Origin of the sequence: Variovorax sp. V116 (assembly GCF_041154435.1) — a bacterium.
Taxonomy (GTDB): Bacteria; Pseudomonadota; Gammaproteobacteria; order Burkholderiales; family Burkholderiaceae_C; genus Variovorax; species Variovorax paradoxus.
The window spans coordinates 3272478-3292277 of record NZ_AP028661.1; the positions used below are offsets into that span (position 1 = coordinate 3272478).

Sequence of the window (19800 nt, forward strand, 5' to 3'; positions counted from 1 at the left end):
AATGGATCACCTGTTTAGGTTATTACGCAACGCAGCCCGCCTGCCTACGATCCGTCGATGGATCAGCCCCGCATCGTATGGCATTCGACGGACCTTGTGCCAGCGGTTCGGGCATCGTTTCGGGATCGTGTGCAATGACGGCCCCGCAACAGATTCCCGCCGCCGAGCTGTCGGAGCTGATCGGTGCGATCTACGACTGCTCCCTCGACCCGCAGCGGTGGGCTGCAACATGCAGAAAGATTGCGCAGCGCTGTGACAGCGCCGGGGGCGGCATCTGCGTGCACGACCTGAAGCAGATCCAGAACGACCAGTTGTACGTCTTCGGCTATGAGCCGGAGTTCCTGCAGAAATTCGGCGCCCGGTACGCCGAGAGCCCGATGGCCGCGGCGGACGTCCTCTCGAATGCCGGGGACGTGAGCGCGCTGTCGATGGAGCGTTTCCATCTGCATGACAGCGCTTTCTACCGCGAGGTGCTGCAGCCACACGGCGTGCTCGACATCATCTGGTTTCCGGCGCTGCGCACCGGCGGGCGCATGGCGTCCCTGCACGCGTCGCGCAGCGGCGAGTCGCTGCACTACCAGCAGAGCGACCTTGCCCTGTTCGAGCTCCTTGCGCCGCATGTCTGCCGCGCTCTGGCGATTTCCGACGCGCTCGACATCCAGGTGCTCAATTCCGAGGTGCTGAAGAGGACCCTTGACGGGCTGGCGGCCGGCGTGTTCCTCGCGGCGCGCGACGGCCGCGTCGTCTACATGAACACTGCGGCCGAGCGGCAGGTCCGCTCGGGCACGGCGATGCGCCTGATCGACAACCGGTTGTCCCCGGTCCACCCGGCCGCTCGTGCCGCGCTGACGCAGGCGATCCAGGATTCAGGCCGCGAGGGTGCCGACATGCGCACCAGGGACCATGCGATCGGAATCCCCGGTGGAACCGGCGGGGGCTACGTCGCCACCTTGCTGCCGATTGCCGATGGCCGGCGCGCCGGGGTCCTCGCACCGTTCGCGGCGAGCGTTGCGGTGTTCATCCAGGACCCTGTCCAGGCGCCGCTGATGCCCGGGGAGGCATTCGGACGGCTGCATGGGCTCACCGGCGGCGAACTGCGCGTGCTGATGGCGCTGTCGCAAGGCCTGGGCGGCATGGAGGCCGCCGGCGTGCTGGGCGTGGGCGAACCGACCATCCGCACCCACCTGCAAAGGATCTACTCCAAGACCGGCACCTCCAGGCAGGGAGACCTGCTGCGCCTGCTGCACCACTCGACACCCCCGACGCGGCACCAGACGCGCCTGGCGGATTGAGCGGCCGCAGGCCCTCTTCATCGCTTCCGACGGCGCCGGAACGCACCCTTTCGGGGCAAGGACATGCCACCCCGGGCTAAAGTCGCGGCTTCCCCTGGAGACCGCACGTCTTGTTCCGTTTCTTCGAAAAACTGCTCCATCCCTATCCCGCGGCCGAACCCGCGCCTCCGCCGACGGGCTTCTTCGCATTCCTGTGGGCCTGCACCCAGGGCCTGCGCCTCAAGATGGCCGTCATGGCGGCGCTCACCGCGGCCATCTCGGGCTTCGAGGCGCTGCTGTTCGCGATCCTCGGGCGCATCGTCGACTGGCTCGGCGGCCAGGTGCCGTCGCGGCTGTGGGCCGAACGCGGCGACACGCTGGCGTGGCTGGCCGCGCTGCTGGTGATCAGCATCGGCGTGGTCGCGCTGCAGACCATCGTCAAGCACCAGACGCTGGCGGTGAACCTGCCGATGCGCCTGCGCTGGAACTTCCACCGGGTGATGCTGGGCCAGAGCATGGCCTTCTACCAGGACGAGTTCGCGGGCCGCATCACGGCCAAGGTGATGCAGACCGCGCTGGCGGTGCGCGACACCCTGTTCGTGCTGGCCGACGTGGTGGTGGCCATGGGCGTGTACGTGGTGACCATCATCGTGCTGGTGACCGTGCTCGACGTGCAGCTGGTGCTGCCCTTCATCGTCTGGCTGGTGCTCTATGCGGCTGCGCTGATGTACTTCGTGCCGCGCCTGGGCAAGGTGGGCAAGGCGCAGGCCGACGCGCGCGCGCTGATGACCGGGCGCGTGACCGACGCCTACACCAACATCGCCACCGTCAAGCTGTTCTCGCACACCCAGCGCGAGGCCGGTTTCGCGCGCGAGGCGATGCGCGAGTTCATGTACACGGGCTACGGCCAGATGCGGCTGGTGAGCGCCTTCGAGATCGTCAACCACACGCTCAGCATGGGCCTGACCGCGGGCATGGCCGGCACCGCGCTGTGGCTCTGGTCGAACGGCACGGTGGGCGTGGGCGCGGTGGCTGCGGCCACCGCGATGGCGCTGCGCCTGCAGGGCATGTCGCACTGGATCATGTGGGAGATGACCAGCCTGTTCGAGAACATCGGCACCGTGCAGGACGGCATGAAGACGCTGTCGCGCCCGCGCACCGTGCTCGATGCGCCCGATGCCGGCGTGCTCGAGGTGCCGCACGGCGAGGTGCGCTTCGAGCACGCGAGCTTCCGCTATGCGGATGCGGGCCGCCGCGTCATCGACGATCTGAACCTGGTGGTGCGCCCGGGCGAGAAGATCGGCCTGGTCGGGCGCTCGGGCGCGGGCAAGTCGACGCTGGTCAACCTGCTGCTGCGCTTCCATGACCTGGAAAGCGGCCGCATCCTGATCGACGGGCGCGACATCGCGCAGGTGACGCAGGATTCGCTGCGCAGCCACATCGGCATGGTCACGCAGGACACCTCGCTGATGCACCGCTCGGTGGCCGACAACATCGCCTACGGCCGGCCCGATGCAACCCCGGCCCAGATCGAGGCCGCCGCGCGGCGCGCCGAGGCGCACGACTTCATCCAGACGCTGGGCGACGCCAGCGGCCGGCGCGGCTACGAGGCGCATGTGGGCGAGCGCGGCGTGAAGCTCTCGGGCGGCCAGCGCCAGCGCGTGGCCATTGCGCGCGTGATGCTCAAGGACGCGCCGATCCTGCTGCTCGACGAGGCCACCAGCGCGCTCGACTCCGAGGTGGAGGCCGCCATCCAGCAGAGCCTCTACCGGCTGATGGAAGGCAAGACCGTGATCGCGATCGCGCACCGGTTGTCGACCATCGCGGCCATGGACCGGCTCATCGTGCTCGACGAAGGCCGCGTGGTGGAAGAAGGCGACCACCGCACGCTGATGGCGCAGGGCGGGCTCTATGCGCGGCTGTGGGCGCACCAGAGCGGCGGCTTCCTGGGCGACGACCTCGAGGAAGAAGACGGCGAAGCGCTGCGGGCCTGAGCGCGGGCTATTTGTCAGCAAGCGTTACGGCGGCACGGCGCAAGCGCTCGGGGCGGCCTTGGCGAGTCCTACAGCACAGGCCGCCACTCGCCGACAGCAGCCCGCCACCCCGGGCGCGATGCTGAAGCTGTCGTCAACAACGAGGAGTCCTCGCGTGAATTCCATCATTTACATCGTCGGTCTGGTCGTCGTGGTCGTGGCCGTGCTTTCGTTCTTCGGCCTGCGCTGAAACCGGGCACGCGTTTTCGACTCGCCTGCTGAACAAGAACGGGGCCGTCCGCGCGGCCCCGTTTCTCATGGGTCCGCCCGAGCGCGCCGGGCATAATTCGCGCGCCCCGGCACTTGCGGGGAAACTTGCTGCGAAGGGACCCTGTTGACCAACACCGCGTTGCGCGAACCTGCCTTTACGGACGCGGTCGTCACCGAAGCGATCCGATGGACCGAGGAGAAAGGTCCGCTCGACGATGCAGAGGTCCTGCGCGCCGCCCTCTCCCGCAGCTCCGGCGCACCGGCACGCATCACCGCACGCGCGCTGTTGCTCGGTGAACGCATCGGGCTGCAATCCGAACTGGCACGCGCCCGCCAGTGGGCGCCATGGGTGCTGCTCGGGCTGGTGGCGCTCATCGTCACGGCAGGCCTGGGCCTCGCGGGCAACGTGGTCGGCGGCGGCGAACGGCACATCAACGTGATCGTGGCGCTTGCGAGCCTGCTCGGCCTGCACGCGCTCACGCTGCTGCTGTGGCTGGCCGGCCTGTGGCTGCCGCTGGGCGCGTTCTCCACCAGTTCGCTCGGCTGGATCTGGCTCTCGCTCACCGCGCGCGTGGCCGGCGGCAAGCGCGGCCAGGCGCCGGTGCTGGTGCGGGCCGCCACCGGGCTGCTGGCGCGCGCCAGGCTGCTGCCCTGGGCGCTGGGGCTGGTGAGCCACAGCATCTGGTCGCTCTCGTTCGCGGTGGTGCTGGCCGCGCTGCTGTTCGCGCTGGCGTTCCGCAGCTACACGCTGAGCTGGGAGACGACCATCCTCGACCCGGCCTTCTTCGTGCACGCCGTGCAGCTGCTGGGCTGGGCGCCGTCGCAGATCGGCTTTCCGGTTCCCGAAGCCGCGACCGTGCTCTCGCCTTCTCCCGGCGCCGCGGGCCAGCGCACGTGGGCGCTGTGGCTGACCGGCTGCATCGTGGTGTACGGGCTGCTGCCGCGCCTGGCGCTGGTGCTGCTGAGCGCGGCGGTGTGGCAGCGGCGCCGCGCCGCGCTGCAGCCCGACTGGAGCGAGCCCTACTACCGCAAGCTCGCGGCGCGCTTTGCCGCGCTCGCACCGCCCGCCATCGTCGATGCCGATCCGGGGCGCGCGCCGGGCGCGGCGCCGGCGGGCCTCGCGCCTTCTCAGTTGCAGGACGAACTGCTCGTCATCGGCTTCGAGCTGCCCGCGGATACGCCGTGGCCGCCCGAGGGCCTGCCCGCCATCGCCCCGGCCCAGGTGCAGCGCATCGACGGCAGCGCGCCCGCGCGGCGCGCGCTGCTCGACCGGCTGGCACAGGCCCGCCCGCGTGCCGTGCTGCTGGTGTGCCACGCCGCATCGAGCCCCGACCGCGGCACCGAACGCTTCCTGCGCGAAGTGCTGGCCCATTGCGGCGAATGCCGGCTCTGGCTGGCACCGGCCGCCAGGGACGCGGCCGGTGCGGACGCATCGCAGCGCTGGATCGACTGGCTGCAGGGCACCGGCCTTGCGCGCGTCGCGGCCACGCCGCGGCTCGAAGACGCATTGCAAGGCCTGGGAGCCGCCCCATGACACAGCAGCAGCATCAAGCCATCCGCATCGCCGTGGTCGGCCACACCAATGCGGGCAAGACCTCGCTGCTGCGCACGCTGACGCGGCGCGCCAACTTCGGCGAGGTGTCGCAGCGGCCCGGCACCACGCGCCATGTCGAATCGGTCGACCTGGAGGTGAACGGCCAGGCCGCGGTGCGCTTCTTCGACACGCCGGGCCTGGAAGATGCGGTGGCGCTGCGCGAGCACCTGGCCGGCCTCGATGGTGCGCAGGCCACGCCGCCCGAGCGCATCCGCCTGTTCCTGCAAGGGCCCGAGGCGCATGGCGTGTTCGAGCAGGAGGCCAAGGTGCTGCGCACCATGCAGGACATCGATGCGGCCTTTCTCGTGATCGACGTGCGCGAGCCGGTGCTGCCCAAGTTCCGCGACGAGATCGAGCTGCTCAACTCCTGCGCGCGGCCGGTGCTGCCGGTGCTCAACTTCGTGCGCGATGCGGCGAGCCGCGAGCCCGACTGGAAGGAACTGCTCTCGGCCTACGGCCTGCACGTGCAGGTGCGCTTCGATGCCGCGGCGCCTTTCGTGGGGGCCGAGCGCGAGCTCTACGGCGACCTGTCGACATTGCTGCGCGACCGGCGCGAGCAATTGCGCGCGGTGGCGGATTGGCTCGCCGCCGAAGCCGCCGAGCGCCGCCGCGCGGCCTGCGCGCGCATCGCCGAACTGCTGGTCGATGCGGCGGCGCTGCGCCGCACGGTGCCGGCCGAGGAATTCGCCGACACGGCGCGCCGCAAGGCCTTCGTCGCGGCCTTGCAGAAGGAGGTGTTCGACAAGGCGCAGCGCTGCACCGACGACCTGCTCGCGCTCCATGGCTTTCGCCAGGACGATGCGGGCGAGGCACCGCTGCCGCTCATCGAAGGCCGCTGGACGCTGGACTTCTTCAGCCCCGAAGCCATGAAGGACGCGGGCCTGCGGCTCGGCAAGGGCGCCGCCATCGGCGCGGCCGTGGGCGTGGTGGCGGACCTGGCGGTGGCCGGCATTTCGCTGGGCACGGGCGCGGCAGTGGGCGGCGCCATCGGCGGTGCCGTGTCGCAGGGCTGGGGCCCGTTCGGCCGCAAGCTGGCGAACCGGCTGCGCAACGTGCACGAGCTCACGGTGGAAGACGGCGTGCTGTTTGCGCTGGTGGCCTGGCAGCTGAAGCTCACGCGCGCGCTGGAGCAGCGCGGGCATGCGGCCACCGGGCGCATCGCGGCCGAAACGAGCGCGACGCAGGACGCGCCGACGCGCGCCACGGCCACCGCCGTGCGCGCGGTGCGGCCCGCGCGCAGCCACCCCGAATGGGAATCGGCGGGCCTGGCCACGCGCGGCTTCTGGCGCCCCGCGCCGCAGCGCGACACGCTCGCGGCCGATCTGGCGCGCACGCTGCAGGGCGCCTTCGAACCCTGAGCGCCGCTCCTGCCTTCGCTTGCAGGCGGAGGCGACCGATTCCTACGCGCCGGCGCTGCCGCGCGCCCCACCCTTTTTTCGAGGACATCGACGGCACGCGGGGTGCCGTTCGTCTTTTTGTCTTCATCGAAAAAAAGGAGCACCCATGGCCGTCGAATGCAAACTGCTCGCCACCCCCTTGATCGGACGCGTGTGGCAAGGCCGCACGCCGATTGCGCGGGCCGACGAATACCTGCGCTACAGCTTCGAGCACGGCATCCAGGAGATCGCGAAGAAGCCCGAATGCCTGGGCGTGCAGTACTTTCGCAAGCTGAACGGCGACGCCGCCGAATTCAGGACCGTCTCCTACTGGCAATCGATCGAGCACATGCATGCGATGCACGCGCAGCGCGGCGATCCGCTGCGCGTGGCGCCGCTGGCGCGCGACCCCGAGTTCCTGCTCGAGCTGCCGGAATTCGTGGACATCGTCGAGGTGCACGTCAACTCGTTCGGCACGCAGAAATAGCCGAGCCGCCGCGCCCATCGCGGTCACTGCGCAGTCACGCGGCCCGCCTAGCATCCGCAGGCCCTTGCCGCCATCCACCCAGACTGCACCCCACCCCACGCGATGTACCCCGGCGAACGGCTCAACGGATACAGCCATCTGCTGGGCCTGGTGCTTGCACTCGCGGCCACCGCGCTGCTGCTGGCCAAGACCCTGCCCACCGGCGACGCCGCGCGGATTGCCGGCGCGCTGGTGTTCTCGCTCTCGGCCGTGCTGTTGTATGCGGCCTCCACCCTGTTCCACAGCACCCGGGGACCGCGCAAGCGCTTCTGGGAGCGCGTGGACCACTGCGCCATCTACCTCTTGATCGCGGGCACCTACACGCCGTTCGCGCTGGTCACGCTGCACGGGCTCTGGGGCTGGCTGCTGATGGCCGCCGTGTGGGGCGCTGCGCTTTTCGGCATCGGACGCGAGCTGCTGCAGGCAGGCGGCGCGGACTCGAAGCCGCCGCTGGCGCTCTACATCGCGATGGGCTGGCTCGGCGTGCTGGCCGCGGTGCCGCTGGCCGCGCGGCTCGACAGCGGCGGCCTTGCGTGGCTGCTGGCCGGCGGCGTGCTCTACACCGTGGGCACGGTGTTCTATCGCAACCGGCGGGGCTTCCGGCATGCGCACGGCGCCTGGCACCTGTTCGTGCTCGCGGGCACTGCAAGCCACTTCGTGTCGGTGGGCTGGTTCGTGCTGTGATGCGCGGCCGCGGCCGTGCAGCCTCCCGGTGTAAGCGCCTGTTACCACCTCCCGTCAGGTTTTCGCTTCGTGAGATGTGCAAAATGCGCTCCATGCCAAATATCGCCTCCATCCTGAAATCCGAGATTTCCCGTGTCGCCCGCAAGGAAGTTCGCGCGGAGATCGAAACGCTCAGAAAAGCATCCACGCTGCACCGCGCCTCGATCGCCGCATTGCGCCGGCAGGTTGAAAAGCTCGAAAAGGAGCTGCGCCGCGCCACCAAAACCGTGGCGCGCGCCGCGCCCGCAGGCGATGCCGACGAGGCCGCCGAATCGGGCCCGCACCGGCGATTCAGCGCAAGCCGGCTGGCTGCGCACCGCGTCAAGCTCGGCCTCTCGGCCGCCGCCTACGGCAAGCTGGTGGGCGTGACGGGCCAGACCATCTACAAGTGGGAACAAGGCAAGGCCAGGCCGCGCAAGGCCCAGCTCGAAGGCCTGGCCGCTGTGCGGGGCCTCGGCCGGCGCGAAGTGGCCGAGCAGCTGAACGGATAAGCCGGCCGCGCTCTTCCTTCATGTCCAGCCTCATCGTGCACGGCGGCACGCCGCTTCGTGGGCGCATCACGCCTTCCGCCAACAAGAACGCCGTGCTGCCGGTGCTGTGCGCCACGCTGCTCACGCGCGAGCCGCTGCGCCTGCACGGCGTGCCCGACATCACCGACGTGCGCAAGATCCTCGAGATCTTCCGCAGCCTGGGCAGCCAGGTGCGCATGGACCACGCCACCGGCACGCTGGAGCTGCACCACCGCGACACGGCCTTCGATGCCGCACGCGACCGGCTGCCCGAGGAAATGCGCTCGTCGATCATGCTGGTGCCGCCGCTGCTCGCGCGCTTCGGCATCGCGCGGCTCGAAGACAACGTCAAGGGCTGCACGCTGGGCGTGCGCGAGATCGATCCGCACGTCGATGTGTTCCGGCGCTTCGGCGGCGTGGTGGAGCGTGCCAGCGGCTCGCTGCTGGTGCGCTGCGCCGGGCCGCTCGTGCCCGCGCAGCATTGGCTCGACTACGCCTCCGTCACCACCACCGAGAACTTCGTGCTGTGCGCAGCCGCAGCCAAGGGCAGCTCCACGCTCACCAATGCCGCCTCCGAGCCGCATGTGCAGGAGTTCTGCCGCTTCATGGCGATGCTGGGCGTGCGCATCGAGGGCATCGGCACCTCGCGGCTCACGGTGCACGGCGGCGGCGTGCTGGGCGGCGGGGAATTCCGCTTCGACGAGGACTTCCACGAGATCACCACCTTCCTTGCGCTGGGCGCCATCACGGGCGGCGACGTGGTCGTGCGCAACAGCGCGCCCGAGAACTTTCCGCTGATCGACCGCACCTTCGACAAGTTCGGCGTGACGGTCACGCACGCAGACGGCTGGTCGCGCGCCAGCAGCAACGGCCCGCTCAAGGTGCAGACGCCCTTCACCAGCAACGTGCTCACCAAGGTGGAAGCGGCGCCGTGGCCGTACTTTCCGGTCGACCTGCTTCCGATCTTCATTGCGCTGGGCGTGCGCGCCCAGGGCAACGCGATGTTCTGGAACAAGGTGTACGACGGCGCGCTGGGATGGACCGGCGAGCTGTCGAAGTTCGGCGCGCACGTGTTCTCCTCGGACCCGCACCGGCTCATCAGCTTCGGCGGCAGCCCGCTGACGCCGGCCGTGGTCGAGAGCCCCTACATCATCCGCGTGGCGATCGCGCTCTTCATGGTGGCGGCAAGCATCGAAGGCCGCTCCGAAATCCGCAACGCCGCGCCGATCCGCCGGGCCCACCCGCGCTTCGCCGAGAACCTGCGCAGCCTGGGCGCGCAGGTGGAGTGGACGAGCGAGGAGTGAGCCCAGCGAACGCGGGGCGGCTCAGCCCCGCAGCGCATCCGACGCAATGCGCGCCGCCGACGCGATGACGTCGTTGCGGCCCGGCGCATCCGGCGTGGGAAAGGTCAGGTAGACCGCCATCACCAGCGGCGCGCCGGCCGGCGGCCACAGCACGCCGATGTCGTTCACCGTGCCGTAGGAGCCGGCGCCGGTCTTGTCGCCCACCTTCCAGTCGGCCGGCACGCCCGCACGGATGCGCGTGGCGCCGGTGGTGTTGCCCAGCAGCCAGGCCTCGAGCTGGCTGCGCTGCGCCGCAGCGAGCCCATCGCCCAGCACCAGCCGCTGCAGGCTCGCGGCCATGGCCTCGGGCGAGGTGGTGTCGCGCGGATCGCCCGGAATGGCACTGTTGAGCTCGGTCTCCCAGCGGTCGAGCCTGAAGACCGCATCGCCGATGGAGCGCGCGAATTCGGTCACCGCGGAGGGGCCGCCGAGGATCTTCATCAGCAGGTTGGCCGCGGCGTTGTCGCTGTACTGGATGGTGGCGGCGCACAGCGCGGAAACCGCCATGCCCTGCCCCAGGTTCTTCTCGGTGATGGGCGAGTTGGGAAGGATGTCGCTCCTCGCGTAGCTCACGCGCTGCTCCAGCAGGCCGGGCTCGCGGCTGCTGCGCGCGAGGATGGCAGCGGACGCCATCATCTTGAAGGTGCTGCACATCGGAAAGCGCTCGGTGGCGCGGTGCTGCACGCGCGCGCCGGTGGCGGTGTCGAAGGCCGCGAGGCCAAGCCGCCCGCCCACGGAGCGTTCGAGGGCCGCGAGCTGCGCTTCGGCACTTGAAAGCGCGCTGGCCTGCGGCGCCTTGGCGGACCAGGCGGTACAGGCGCTGGCCAGGGGCAAGGCGGAGGCGGCGAGCAGGAAAGTGCGGCGATCGGCGATGGATGTCATTGGTTTTTTCTGCGAGTGGATGGAACGGCGGCCATCGTAGGAGCGCCATCGCGCAGGCTCCAGCGCCGGACGGCGCAGCCGCGTCTCGGCTGTATCGGGTGTAACCGGAAAAATCATTCAACTTATCGGTTGAATGATTTCCGGAGCACGACTATATTCAACCACATGGTTGAACTAGACGACAAACGGCTCGACGCCGTGTTCCACGCCCTGGCCGACAGCACCCGCCGCACCATGCTGCAGCTGCTGGCCCAGGGCGAATGCAGCGTGGGCGAGCTGGGCGCGCCGTTTCGCATGTCGTTTGCGGGCGCATCCAAGCACGTCAAGGCGCTGGAGCGCGCCGGGCTGGTTTCCCGCACCGTGCAGGGCCGCGCGCACGTCTGCCGGCTGGAGCCGGCGGCGCTCGCATCGGCCAACGCATGGCTGCGCTACTACGAAGGCTTCTGGAGCAACCATCTGGACGCGCTGGAGAAGGAACTGCGGCGCGAAGCATCCCGCGGCAAGTGAAGTCCCCATTCTTTTTCAAGGAGCAAGCCATGGCCAAGAGCCACCTCGGAACCCTGATCGAACCCGGTACCCTGCGCATGGAGCGCACCCTGCCCGCCCCCGTCGAGCGCGTGTGGGCCTATTTCGTCGACCCCGGCAAGCGCGCCGCCTGGCTGGCCGGCGGCACCATGGCCGAGGAGCCCGGCAGCGTGTTCGAGCTGCGCTTCGACCACACCCGGCTCTCCGGCGAAGTGGCCCCCGAGCGCTTCGCCGCCTGCCGCAGCCCCATCCTCCAGAAATCGCGGATCGTCGAATTCGAACCGCTGAAGCGCCTGACCATCAGCTGGGGCAGCGAAAGCGCCACCGCCTCCGAGGTCAGCTTCGAATTCACGCAAGAGGGCGACACCACCCGCCTCGTGCTCACGCACCGCCGCCTGCCCGATCGCAAGGACACGCTCAGCGTCGCCAGCGGCTGGCATGCCCACCTCGACGTGCTCGACGACGTGCTGCACGGCCGCAAGCCGCGGGGCTTCTGGACCCAGCACGCGGCGCTCGAGAAGGCCTACGACGAACGCCTGCCGGGCTGAGCGGCCCCCTTCCGGAGTCGGATGGCGACTACAGGCAAGCGAGCGCGCTTGCGTTAAGGTGCGGAGCATCCGCCGACTCCGAAGCACCCCATGGCCACCACCCCCTCCCCCGTACCGGTCCGCAAGCATTTCTCGATGATCCGCGGCTTTCACCTGGCCGATGCATTCACGCTCGGCAACGCGGCATGCGGGGTGGGCGCGGTGTTCCTTTCGATGGCCTTCATGGCGAGCCAGTCGCTCGCGCAATTCCTCTGGGCCGCCGCGCTCGCGCCGGCGGCCTTCGTGTTCGACGTGTTCGACGGGCGCATCGCGCGCTGGCGGCAAACGCATTCGGCGCTGGGGCGCGAACTCGATTCGCTGGCCGACGTGATCTCCTTTGGCGTGGCGCCGGCCGCGCTCGGCTTTGCCGCGGGCCTGGACGGCGGCTGGGATTGCGTGCTGCTGATCTATTTCGTGTGCTGCGGCGTGAGCCGGCTCGCGCGCTACAACGTCACGGCCGAGGCGCTGTCCGCGGGCGCCGACAAGGTCAAGTACTTCGAAGGCACGCCCATCCCGACTAGCGTGGTGCTGGTGGGCGTGCTGGCCTGGGCCGCCTGGCAGGGGCGCATCGGCGACGGGGTGTGGGGCGGCGCCTGGATGCTCGGCCCCTGGCAGCTGCATCCGCTCGCGCTGCTCTTCGCGCTCTCGGGCACGCTGATGATCAGCAAGACGCTGCGCATTCCCAAGTTTTGACCGTCCGCTCATTCACATCCCATCCCATGTCGAAGGCACCCTTCCCCCACGGCGCGGCCCCCGGCCTCGACCAGCTGGTGCGCATTGCCGCCGGGCAGCCGCTGTCACCGGCCTGCGACCATTTCTACTTCCTGCGCCACGGCCAGACCGGCCGCAATGCGCAGCGCATCTTCCAGGCCGTGGACGAGCCGCTGAGCGAGCTCGGCCTGCAGCAGGCTGCACGCGCCGCCCAGCTGCTGGCTGGCGAGCCGATCCGCACCATCGTCTGCAGCGACGCCCGCCGCGCGCACGACACCGCGCATGCCGTGGCCACCGTGCTGCGCCTCGAGCCCACGCCGCAGGCGGGCCTGCGCGAGCGCAACTTCGGCGCGCTCATCGGCACCTCGTCGGCCGAGATCGACTGGGCCTGCGAGCCCGAGGGCGGCGAAACCCTGGCCCAGTTCGTGGCCCGCAAGCGGCTCGCGCTGAACGCCGCGCTCGCGCAGCCTGCGCCGGTGCTGGTGGTGGCGCACGGGGGCACGCTCTATGCGCTGGCGGCGCTGATCGGCCTGCCGATCGACCTGGCCCTGCTCGGCAATGCGCAGCCATTGCGTTTTTCGCGCAGCGGCCCCACATGGACCGTGACGCCGCTGCTGCGGCATGCCGACGGCGGCTCGAGCCTGGCCTGAAGCGGCCGGCAGGCGTACCGTTCGGCATCCACACCACCGAAAAGCATGGAATTCAAGGACTACTACAGCGCCCTGGGCATCGACCGCACCGCGTCCGAGGACGACGTGCGCAAGGCCTACCGCAAGCTCGCGCGTAAGTACCACCCCGACGTCAGCAAGGAGCCCGACGCCGAGAAGCGCATGCGCGACATCAACGAAGCCAACGACGTGCTGCGCGACAAGGAAAAGCGCGCCGCCTACGACGCGCTGGCCGACCGCGTGGCGCGCGGCGGCCACGCGCAGGGCGACTTCCAGCCGCCGCCGGACTGGGACACGGGCTTCGAGTTCCACCGCGGCCCCAACCAGGGCCCGGCCGACCATGCCGACTTCAGCGAGTTCTTTTCGTCGCTGTTCGGCGAGGCCGAGCGCCGCGGCGCCGCAAGGCGCAACTACCGCGCGCGCGGCGAAGACCACCACGCGGCGATCGAGATCGCGCTCGAGGACGCGCTCAACGGCGCCGAGCGCGAGATCACGCTGCGCGCACAGGAGCTCGATGCAGAGGGCCGGCCCGTCTTCAAGACGCGCACGCTCAGCGTCAAGATCCCGCCGGGCGTGCATCCGGGGCAGTTCATCCGGCTCGCCGGCCAGGGCATGCCGGGCCATGGCGGCGAACCCGCGGGCGACCTGTACCTGGAGGTGCGCATCGCGCCGCACCGGCTCTACCGCGTCGAGGAACGCGACCTCTACATGACGCTGCCCGTCACGCCGACCGAGGCCGCGCTCGGTGCGCAGGTCCAGGTGCCCGTGCCTACCGGCGGCGTGGTCGAGGTGACCGTGCCGCGCAACGCGCGCAGCGGCCTCAAGCTGCGGCTCAAGGGCCGCGGGCTGGCCGGCAAGCAGCCTGGCGACCTGTACCTGCTGCTCGACATCGCCCTGCCCCCGGCCGACAGCGAGGCCGCGCGCAAGGCCTACGAGCAGCTGGCGCAGGCATCCGCTTCGTTCAACCCACGCCAGCATCTGGGAGTGTGAGCATGGCGACCGTTTCCGTGACAACCACAGCCATCAGCGCGTCGCAGCCGCTCGCGGCCAGCGAGCTGGCCCATGCCTGCGGCGCCGATACCGAATGGGTGGTGCAGCTCGTCGAAGTGGGCATCGTGCAGATATCCACGGCCGAGGCGCCGCCCGAGCACTGGCGGTTCTCGAGCACCGACCTGCAATGCGCGCTCGAGGCACGCCGCCTGGAGCGCGATTTTGGCGTGGGTCTCGATGCCGCTGCGCTGATCCTCGATCTGCAGCATGAGGTGCGGCGGCTCAAGGCCGTGATCCGCGCGCACGGGCTTCGCTAGCTGCCGCCGGGCAAGCGCCGCAGATCAGCCCGGCTTGCTGCGCGTTGTTTTCTTTTGGCCTTCGGCGCGCGGCGCATTCGCGGCCGCGGCCGGCCCGTTGCTGGCGTTCAGCTGATCGACCCACAGCAAGGTGTCGACGTACGACATGAACCGGTTGAGGTATTCGGGCGACAGCTCGTGCATCAGCATGAGCGACCGGTGCACCAGGTGGTGCGAGTTGAGCGGGCCCGCGTTCTCCGGCACCTTGGCCAGCGACTGCGTCAGCCGCCGGTCGGCACTGAGCCGCGACCAGGTGCTCCTGAAGTAGCGCAGCGTCTTGAGCTCGGGGGTGGCGGGTGCGGCTTCGTCGGCCGCCGCGCCGTCATCGCCTTGCGGCGGCGCCTGCCGTGCCATGTGCTCGACGAGTTCCGCGAGCGGACCGCGGGGAGGACGGGCTGCGTGTTTCGTGCTGGTGTCTGGAACGGCCGAAGCACCGTCAACGCACCGGGCCTCTTCGATCTTCTCGCGATACGCCGCCAGCAGCGCGGCCAGCCGCTCGTCGAGAATGCGTCGCGCATCGCCTTCATGGGCGGCCGCGCGCTTCGCAAGCGCCTCGATGAAGCGAAAGCGCACAGGATCCCGGCGATGGCCGCCCTGTGCGCGCCAGGCGTCGAGCACCGCCGCCGGGTCCATGCGACTGCCGCTATTCACGGGACTTGGTGCCGGCGCCGGCCTGCCGCGGCGTGGGCGCCATCTCGACGCGCCGGTTCTTCGCGCGCCCTTCGGCATCGGCATTGGATGCCACCGCCTGTTCGGAGCCGAAGGCCGCGGCAAACACCGATGACGATGGAACGCCCTCCTCGATCAAGGCCCGCGTCACCGTCAACGCGCGCTGGGCCGAGAGCTCCCAGTTGTCGGCGAACGGACGGTTGCCGTCCTTCGACTGACGCATCTGCCGGTCGTCGGTGAAGCCGCTCACCATCAGCACCTCGTCGCGCGCGCGCAGGTAGCTGGCCACGGGCGCAGCCAGGCTCTTGAGCACCTGTCGGCCTTCGGGCTGCAGCTCGGCCGAGTTGAAGGCGAACAGCACGCTGCCGCTGATGCCGATGCGACCGTTGTTCAGCGTGACGCGGCCCGCCGCGAGCGGCCCGGCCAGCGCCTGTTCGAGCGCCTCGCGGCGCTGCGTCTCGGCCTGGCGCTGCTGCACTTCGGCCTGCAGCTTGGCGGCCAGGTCCAGCTGCATGCCGAGTGCGCCCACGAGGATCAGCACGAAGGCCCCGACCAGCCCCGACATCAGGTCGCCGAAGACCGCCCACACCGGCACGCTCGGCTCCAGGCCGGCGTCGAGATCGTCGCGCATCACGCCTCGCTGCCCACGGCGGCCTGCCGGCTCGCGATCTGCCGCAGGTCTTCGACGATCTGCTTCTGCGACATGATGCTCAGGTCGATGACCTCCCTCGCCTGCGCCACGTAGTAGGCCAGCTGCTCGTCGCTGCGCGCGATGGATTTACCGAGCGCGCCCTCGACGCGCTGCAGGTGGGCCACCAGCTTGTCGTTCGATTCGCTGAACAGCTGCACGGCAAAGCCGAAGGCCTCGCCAAGGCTGGCCACTTCGACGGCGCTGCCGGTGATCTGCGCGGCGACCGCGGCCATCTTGCCGGTTTCCTCGTCGACCTTCTCGGTGAAGCGGCTGCCCACGCGGTCCAGCACATCCGCCGATGCACCGACCAGCGCATCGACCGCCGAGCGCTGCTCGGTGGAGGCGTGGTTCACGGCGTCGAGCAGGGTTCCCAGCGTTTCCATGATGCGGCTGCGTTCTTCCAGCATCGCGTTGTCGCGCGCCATGCTGTCCGACAGCTTCTGGCGCAGCTCGGCCACCACTTCGGCTGCAACCCGCGGCGCTTCCGACGCGGCCTGCAGCAGCCGCGCGATCTCGCCGACCGTGTTCTTCGCATGCGCCTCGGCCTGGGTCGACATGTCGCGCGCGGTCTGCGCGAGCGCATCGAAGAGCTGCCGCTGCTGGCTTGCCGTGTGCGCGCCCGCCTGCTGCCACTCCTGCTGCAGCGATGCGGACACCATGGCCAACTCCTCTGTCCAGGCCGACAGGCGCTGCTCGTCGCGCGCTGCGATGTCGCTCTGCAGCGTGGCATGCGCCTGCTCCACGGTGCGCAGCAGCGATGCCGAGTGCTGCTCGAAGCCGGCCGCCGCCGCCGCGAGCGACTGCTGCGCCTCCTGCGACAGCTTTTCGCTGACGCGCTGGTGCTGCGCGAGCGCGCTGCCCCAGGTGTCCGACACGCTACCTGCGGTGCTTTCCAGCCGGGCCGAGACGCCTTCCACCAGCGAGGCCGAGCGCTGCTCGAAGGTTTCGGCAAAGCGGTCATGCGAGGCGCGCAGGTCGCTCGACAGCGCCGCGGAGGTGCGCTGGTGATCGGCCAGCGCAGCCTGCCAGGTGCCCGCCACGCTGGCGGTGGTGGCCTCGAAGCGGCTCGAGAGGCCGTCGAGCTGCTGCTGCACCGTGCGCGCCACGGTGTCGTGCAGCGAGGCCGTCTCGCGCGCGATGCCCGCCATGGTGGCCTCGACCACCGGCTGGATCGTCGCGCCGGCGATGCGCGCGCTTTCGCTCAGGCTCTGCTTGAGCGACTGGTCGACCGAGGAAGCCAGCCCGGCATACACGGCCTCGGCCTGGGTGTGGAACTGCGCCTGGCCGGCGGCAAGGCGCTCGTTCAGGGCCTGGCTCTGCCGCTCCATTGCCGCCATCATGGCCTGCAGCTGGTCGACCAGCCGCGGCATCTGGTGGGCCTGCTGCTCGAGCAGCTGGAACGAGGCCTCGCGCTGGTGCGCCAGCGAATAAGCGCGCAGCGTGGTGGCAATCTTGCTGTCGAGCATCTGCCCGGCCTGCAGCCGCTCGCGCCGGCACAACGCCGAGGCCAGCCCCAGCATCGCGGAGGCGGCCACGCCGGCCACCGAGGTGCCGAATGCCAGCCCCAGGCCCTTCACGGGCGCCGACAGCGAGGCGCGGATGGCCGGCAGGTCCGTCGCGCTTTCCAGCGCCATGCCGGTGCCGTTCAGCGTGACCACCATGCCGAGGAAGGTGCCCAGCATGCCCAGCAGCACCAGCAGTCCGGCCAGGTAGGGCGTGAGCGCCGGGCCCGGCAGGCCGACGCGCTCGCCCTCGATGCGAAGGCGCACCGCGTTGCGCAGCGTGGGATGCAGCCGGTCGAGCCACGCACCCAGGCTCGCGGGCGGGTCGGAAAGATCCGCCACGGCACGCGACAAGGTGGCGGTGGCCTGCTGGAAGCGGTGCAGTTCCAGCGCCCCCATCAGGTAGAACGCGCCGACCAGCATCGTGACGGCGAGCGCCAGCGTGTGCGAGCCGACGTATCCGGCGCCGACCCAGCAGACGACGGCCAGGCCCGCAGCAAAAACAGCGTAGTGGAGGAATCTATTCATGGCACTCTGGTGGCCTCATGCGAAGGGCTTCAAGCAGCCCTTCGATCGGTTGGAATCGGAAATCGAGTTCGGCGAGCAGCACGTTCTTCATGTCCTTGCGGAACACATGCAGCCACTCGCCGGCCCCTGCCTCACTGTCGGGTTCGCCCGTCGTCTCCGGGCTGGCCTGGCGTAGGCGCGTGAAATGCTTTTCGAGCAGCGCGGGCACGGAAGCGAGCAGGCTGTGCTCGCGCGCCGCCAGCACCTGCTCCATCACCACGTCCACCGCCGCAAGCCGGGCCATGGCCGGCGACCTGGCCGCCAGCAGCGCCCGCAAACGGCCGCGCAGCGGGCCGATGCCCGCTTCCATGGCCTGTTGCAGCGTGAGATGGCGGCGGCGAAACGGCGTGAAGTCGACGGCTGCCGCGACAGCGCCGTCCTCGGCCACGGCCTTGGCCAACGCAGTTCGCGCACGGACGCATTCGCGCTCCTCGGCGCTCGCGGAAGCCCGCGCGCGCGAAGGCGCTGCGGCCGTCGCCACGGCGCCGTCCAGCGCGGCCGACAGCGAGATGGCATCGGTCCAGCCGAACCATTGGCTCAATCGATCCGCGGTGGCCTGCCGGGGTTCGCGAACGTCGGCATCGGTCAGCCGAGAGAGCAAGCGAACAAGCGCCGAGCCGTTGAAAACTGTGCGCTGTGAAACTTGCGCCATACCCGCCAGAACGAAAAACCTGGCAGTCTACACCGGCAGCTCCCCTCGGCCTTCCCCCTCCAGAGCCGCTGCCGGAAGGGAAAGTTCAAGCAAACGTTCCAATCGGTAACCAGGCGTTCCGCCGAGTTCAGCCTGCCGCTTCCGCGGGCCAGCCCGAGCGCGCCGCGCGTTCGAGCGCAGAACGCACCACCCGCCGGTGGAACGGCGCGATCAGCCGGATGTAGTTGCGGCCGAAGAGGTTGTGGCAGTGCACCACCGTGACCGCAGTGAGCGAATCCCCCGCCACGGAGCGCATCACCGAAACGCGGAAATCCAGGTGCCGGTCGTCCTCGCCCAGCACCACCTCGTTGGCATGCGTTTCGTAGATGCGAAAGATGCCGATGCGCGGCGCACCGTCCGGCGTGCCGGCGCGCAGCGCACTGGCCGTCTTGAGGCCGAAGCCGCCAACCAGCCGGTCGCGCAGCGCCAACAGTGCGCTGACCCAAGGCGCGGGACGCTCGAACGCAAAGCGCGCAAGCGCCAGCACGTCGCGGGTGGCGCCCGGCGGCAGGTCGATGGCGAAGGCGTCGGCCAGGAAGGCGCCGCGATAGAGGCCGGCCACGCGCGCGGCCAAGGGCAGCGTCTCGCGGCGTGACTTGTGCAATCGATGATGGTTTGTCATTGGAAGATCTCGAACACGTCGCCGTTGGTCGGCGTCGCCTGCTCGTGATAGATGTCGTAGAGATACTGCGACAGCTCGGCGCGAGAGACGTCGGATGGAATTGCCAGCTGGATCCTGCGGCGCTTGCCATCGGGCCCCATCAAATAGCCGTGCCACCGGTCCTCGGCTCTTTCAATGGCCATGACCTCGCCGAACACATTGAACAGGTGGCGCTCGCCGCTCATGGGTATTCACGCTGGACCGCGTGCGAGAAGACCAGCGGATCGGCCGCGAGCGAAGCCGGAAGAAAGGTCGGCCGCAGGTTGACGGCCGCCAGCTGCGCGATGGGAAACCAGCGGAATTCCAGATCCAGGTGGCTCTCGATGCCCCGGTAGCTTCGCGCCTTGTCGAGATGCGGCGAATCCTCGGGCAGCGAGACGAGAAAATAGAATCCGATCTCGTGGTTGCGCCGGCCCGCCAGGTCGAAGAAATTCTCCGCCACATGAAGCAGCCGGCCGCATTCGACTTCTTCGCCAAGCTCCTCCCTCATCTCCCGCACGATGGTGGCCGAGGCCTCTTCGCCGACTTCGACCCTGCCACCCGGCAAGGCCCAGTAGCCGTCGCCCGGTGCCCGGTGAAGCAGCGCATGGCCCGCATGAAGAATGACCGCGGCAGCCCGCACCTGGAAGCGCTGGCCGTGGAGATGGACTGAGATCATGAGGGCTCGAGTATCGGTGGTTAAAGTCCGAAGCACGCCGCGTAGAAGACGAACCCA

At 69.7% G+C, this 19800-nt stretch carries 22 protein-coding genes; 14 read left to right on the plus strand and 8 right to left on the minus strand.

The genetic code is table 11. From position 1 onward, the window contains the following. Window positions 1–134: 134 nt before the first annotated feature. The 8 genes from ACAM58_RS15575 to ACAM58_RS15610 all read left to right on the plus strand — a co-directional run bounded on the left by ACAM58_RS15575 (window position 135) and on the right by ACAM58_RS15610 (window position 9546). The gene (locus ACAM58_RS15575; RefSeq protein WP_012748320.1) at window positions 135–1292 is read left to right on the plus strand and encodes a PAS domain-containing protein; all 1158 of its coding nucleotides are present in this window, start codon (window positions 135–137) and stop codon (window positions 1290–1292) included. Between the two features lie 110 nt (window positions 1293–1402). After that, complete coding sequence (locus tag ACAM58_RS15580; protein ID WP_012748321.1) at window positions 1403–3265, plus strand: ABC transporter ATP-binding protein; 1863 nt, start codon at window positions 1403–1405, stop codon at window positions 3263–3265. A 373-nt stretch (window positions 3266–3638) separates the two neighbouring features. Continuing rightward, the gene (locus tag ACAM58_RS15585; RefSeq protein WP_012748323.1) at window positions 3639–5048 is read left to right on the plus strand and encodes a DUF2868 domain-containing protein; all 1410 of its coding nucleotides are present in this window, start codon (window positions 3639–3641) and stop codon (window positions 5046–5048) included. Continuing rightward, window positions 5045–6466, plus strand: a complete 1422-nt coding sequence (locus ACAM58_RS15590) for a GTPase/DUF3482 domain-containing protein (RefSeq protein ID WP_012748324.1) — start codon at window positions 5045–5047, stop codon at window positions 6464–6466. Before ACAM58_RS15585 ends, ACAM58_RS15590 begins: the two co-directional genes overlap by 4 nt. Before the next feature lie 145 nt (window positions 6467–6611). Next, entirely contained in the window at window positions 6612–6971 is a 360-nt protein-coding gene (locus tag ACAM58_RS15595; RefSeq protein WP_012748325.1) for a hypothetical protein, read from the plus strand. Window positions 6972–7073: 102 nt separating this feature from the next. Continuing rightward, window positions 7074–7694: a hemolysin III family protein gene (locus tag ACAM58_RS15600; RefSeq protein WP_012748326.1), complete on the plus strand. Its 621-nt coding sequence runs from the start codon at window positions 7074–7076 to the stop codon at window positions 7692–7694. 92 nt (window positions 7695–7786) lie between these two features. After that, on the plus strand, window positions 7787–8224 hold the full coding sequence (locus ACAM58_RS15605) for a DNA-binding transcriptional regulator (RefSeq protein WP_026284125.1): 438 nt from the start codon (window positions 7787–7789) through the stop codon (window positions 8222–8224). A gap of 20 nt (window positions 8225–8244) precedes the next feature. Continuing rightward, window positions 8245–9546, plus strand: coding sequence for a UDP-N-acetylglucosamine 1-carboxyvinyltransferase (locus ACAM58_RS15610; protein ID WP_012748328.1), 1302 nt, complete (start codon window positions 8245–8247; stop codon window positions 9544–9546). 21 nt (window positions 9547–9567) lie between these two features. Here the strand turns inward: ACAM58_RS15610 and bla are convergent, their stop codons facing one another. After that, window positions 9568–10467, minus strand: a complete 900-nt coding sequence (gene bla, locus ACAM58_RS15615) for a class A beta-lactamase (protein ID WP_012748329.1) — start codon at window positions 10465–10467, stop codon at window positions 9568–9570. A gap of 165 nt (window positions 10468–10632) precedes the next feature. Here bla and ACAM58_RS15620 point away from each other — a divergent pair, with 165 nt between their 5' ends. The 6 genes from ACAM58_RS15620 (at window position 10633) to ACAM58_RS15645 (ending at window position 14265) form a co-directional block, all read left to right on the plus strand. Beyond that, window positions 10633–10974, plus strand: coding sequence for a metalloregulator ArsR/SmtB family transcription factor (locus tag ACAM58_RS15620; protein WP_012748330.1), 342 nt, complete (start codon window positions 10633–10635; stop codon window positions 10972–10974). A 29-nt stretch (window positions 10975–11003) separates the two neighbouring features. Continuing rightward, window positions 11004–11540, plus strand: a complete 537-nt coding sequence (locus ACAM58_RS15625) for an SRPBCC family protein (RefSeq protein WP_012748331.1) — start codon at window positions 11004–11006, stop codon at window positions 11538–11540. Between the two features lie 90 nt (window positions 11541–11630). Further along, entirely contained in the window at window positions 11631–12272 is a 642-nt protein-coding gene (locus ACAM58_RS15630; protein ID WP_012748332.1) for a phosphatidylcholine/phosphatidylserine synthase, read from the plus strand. A gap of 26 nt (window positions 12273–12298) precedes the next feature. Then, on the plus strand, window positions 12299–12940 hold the full coding sequence (locus tag ACAM58_RS15635; protein ID WP_012748333.1) for a histidine phosphatase family protein: 642 nt from the start codon (window positions 12299–12301) through the stop codon (window positions 12938–12940). A gap of 45 nt (window positions 12941–12985) precedes the next feature. Beyond that, window positions 12986–13948: a DnaJ C-terminal domain-containing protein gene (locus tag ACAM58_RS15640; protein ID WP_012748334.1), complete on the plus strand. Its 963-nt coding sequence runs from the start codon at window positions 12986–12988 to the stop codon at window positions 13946–13948. Between the two features lie 2 nt (window positions 13949–13950). Further along, window positions 13951–14265 (plus strand): chaperone modulator CbpM, encoded by a 315-nt coding sequence (locus ACAM58_RS15645; protein WP_012748335.1) that lies wholly within the window; start codon window positions 13951–13953, stop codon window positions 14263–14265. Window positions 14266–14289: 24 nt separating this feature from the next. Here ACAM58_RS15645 and ACAM58_RS15650 read toward each other — a convergent pair whose 3' ends face one another. From ACAM58_RS15650 to ACAM58_RS15680, 7 genes are all read right to left on the minus strand, one after another. Beyond that, complete coding sequence (locus ACAM58_RS15650) at window positions 14290–14955, minus strand: DUF2894 domain-containing protein (RefSeq protein ID WP_369663085.1); 666 nt, start codon at window positions 14953–14955, stop codon at window positions 14290–14292. Next, the gene (locus ACAM58_RS15655; RefSeq protein ID WP_012748337.1) at window positions 14948–15604 is read right to left on the minus strand and encodes an OmpA family protein; all 657 of its coding nucleotides are present in this window, start codon (window positions 15602–15604) and stop codon (window positions 14948–14950) included. The genes ACAM58_RS15650 and ACAM58_RS15655 overlap by 8 nt, the downstream gene beginning before the upstream one ends. Further along, complete coding sequence (locus tag ACAM58_RS15660; RefSeq protein ID WP_012748338.1) at window positions 15604–17694, minus strand: DUF802 domain-containing protein; 2091 nt, start codon at window positions 17692–17694, stop codon at window positions 15604–15606. Before ACAM58_RS15660 ends, ACAM58_RS15655 begins: the two co-directional genes overlap by 1 nt. Continuing rightward, window positions 17687–18385, minus strand: a complete 699-nt coding sequence (locus ACAM58_RS15665) for a DUF3348 domain-containing protein (protein WP_012748339.1) — start codon at window positions 18383–18385, stop codon at window positions 17687–17689. Before ACAM58_RS15665 ends, ACAM58_RS15660 begins: the two co-directional genes overlap by 8 nt. A gap of 127 nt (window positions 18386–18512) precedes the next feature. Continuing rightward, a complete protein-coding gene (locus ACAM58_RS15670) occupies window positions 18513–19046 on the minus strand; it encodes a DUF2867 domain-containing protein (protein WP_012748340.1) in 534 nt (177 codons plus the stop codon). Beyond that, window positions 19043–19270, minus strand: a complete 228-nt coding sequence (locus tag ACAM58_RS15675; protein WP_012748341.1) for a hypothetical protein — start codon at window positions 19268–19270, stop codon at window positions 19043–19045. Before ACAM58_RS15675 ends, ACAM58_RS15670 begins: the two co-directional genes overlap by 4 nt. Further along, window positions 19267–19743: an NUDIX hydrolase gene (locus tag ACAM58_RS15680; protein WP_012748342.1), complete on the minus strand. Its 477-nt coding sequence runs from the start codon at window positions 19741–19743 to the stop codon at window positions 19267–19269. Before ACAM58_RS15680 ends, ACAM58_RS15675 begins: the two co-directional genes overlap by 4 nt. Window positions 19744–19800 lie beyond the last annotated feature (57 nt).

Bases quoted from the DNA above. Each gene is read 5' to 3' on its own strand.
- ACAM58_RS15575 (WP_012748320.1), top strand. From the start codon at position 135: ATGACGGCCCCGCAACAGATTCCCGCCGCCGAGCTGTCGGAGCTGATC.
- ACAM58_RS15590 (WP_012748324.1), top strand. From the start codon at position 5,045: ATGACACAGCAGCAGCATCAAGCCATCCGCATCGCCGTGGTCGGCCAC.
- ACAM58_RS15595 (WP_012748325.1), top strand. From the start codon at position 6,612: ATGGCCGTCGAATGCAAACTGCTCGCCACCCCCTTGATCGGACGCGTG.
- ACAM58_RS15600 (WP_012748326.1), top strand. From the start codon at position 7,074: ATGTACCCCGGCGAACGGCTCAACGGATACAGCCATCTGCTGGGCCTG.
- ACAM58_RS15605 (WP_026284125.1), top strand. From the start codon at position 7,787: ATGCCAAATATCGCCTCCATCCTGAAATCCGAGATTTCCCGTGTCGCC.
- ACAM58_RS15610 (WP_012748328.1), top strand. From the start codon at position 8,245: ATGTCCAGCCTCATCGTGCACGGCGGCACGCCGCTTCGTGGGCGCATC.
- bla (WP_012748329.1), bottom strand. From the start codon at position 10,467: ATGACATCCATCGCCGATCGCCGCACTTTCCTGCTCGCCGCCTCCGCC.
- ACAM58_RS15620 (WP_012748330.1), top strand. From the start codon at position 10,633: ATGGTTGAACTAGACGACAAACGGCTCGACGCCGTGTTCCACGCCCTG.
- ACAM58_RS15625 (WP_012748331.1), top strand. From the start codon at position 11,004: ATGGCCAAGAGCCACCTCGGAACCCTGATCGAACCCGGTACCCTGCGC.
- ACAM58_RS15630 (WP_012748332.1), top strand. From the start codon at position 11,631: ATGGCCACCACCCCCTCCCCCGTACCGGTCCGCAAGCATTTCTCGATG.
- ACAM58_RS15635 (WP_012748333.1), top strand. From the start codon at position 12,299: ATGTCGAAGGCACCCTTCCCCCACGGCGCGGCCCCCGGCCTCGACCAG.
- ACAM58_RS15640 (WP_012748334.1), top strand. From the start codon at position 12,986: ATGGAATTCAAGGACTACTACAGCGCCCTGGGCATCGACCGCACCGCG.
- ACAM58_RS15645 (WP_012748335.1), top strand. From the start codon at position 13,951: ATGGCGACCGTTTCCGTGACAACCACAGCCATCAGCGCGTCGCAGCCG.
- ACAM58_RS15655 (WP_012748337.1), bottom strand. From the start codon at position 15,604: ATGCGCGACGATCTCGACGCCGGCCTGGAGCCGAGCGTGCCGGTGTGG.
- ACAM58_RS15660 (WP_012748338.1), bottom strand. From the start codon at position 17,694: ATGAATAGATTCCTCCACTACGCTGTTTTTGCTGCGGGCCTGGCCGTC.
- ACAM58_RS15665 (WP_012748339.1), bottom strand. From the start codon at position 18,385: ATGGCGCAAGTTTCACAGCGCACAGTTTTCAACGGCTCGGCGCTTGTT.
- ACAM58_RS15670 (WP_012748340.1), bottom strand. From the start codon at position 19,046: ATGACAAACCATCATCGATTGCACAAGTCACGCCGCGAGACGCTGCCC.
- ACAM58_RS15675 (WP_012748341.1), bottom strand. From the start codon at position 19,270: ATGAGCGGCGAGCGCCACCTGTTCAATGTGTTCGGCGAGGTCATGGCC.
- ACAM58_RS15680 (WP_012748342.1), bottom strand. From the start codon at position 19,743: ATGATCTCAGTCCATCTCCACGGCCAGCGCTTCCAGGTGCGGGCTGCC.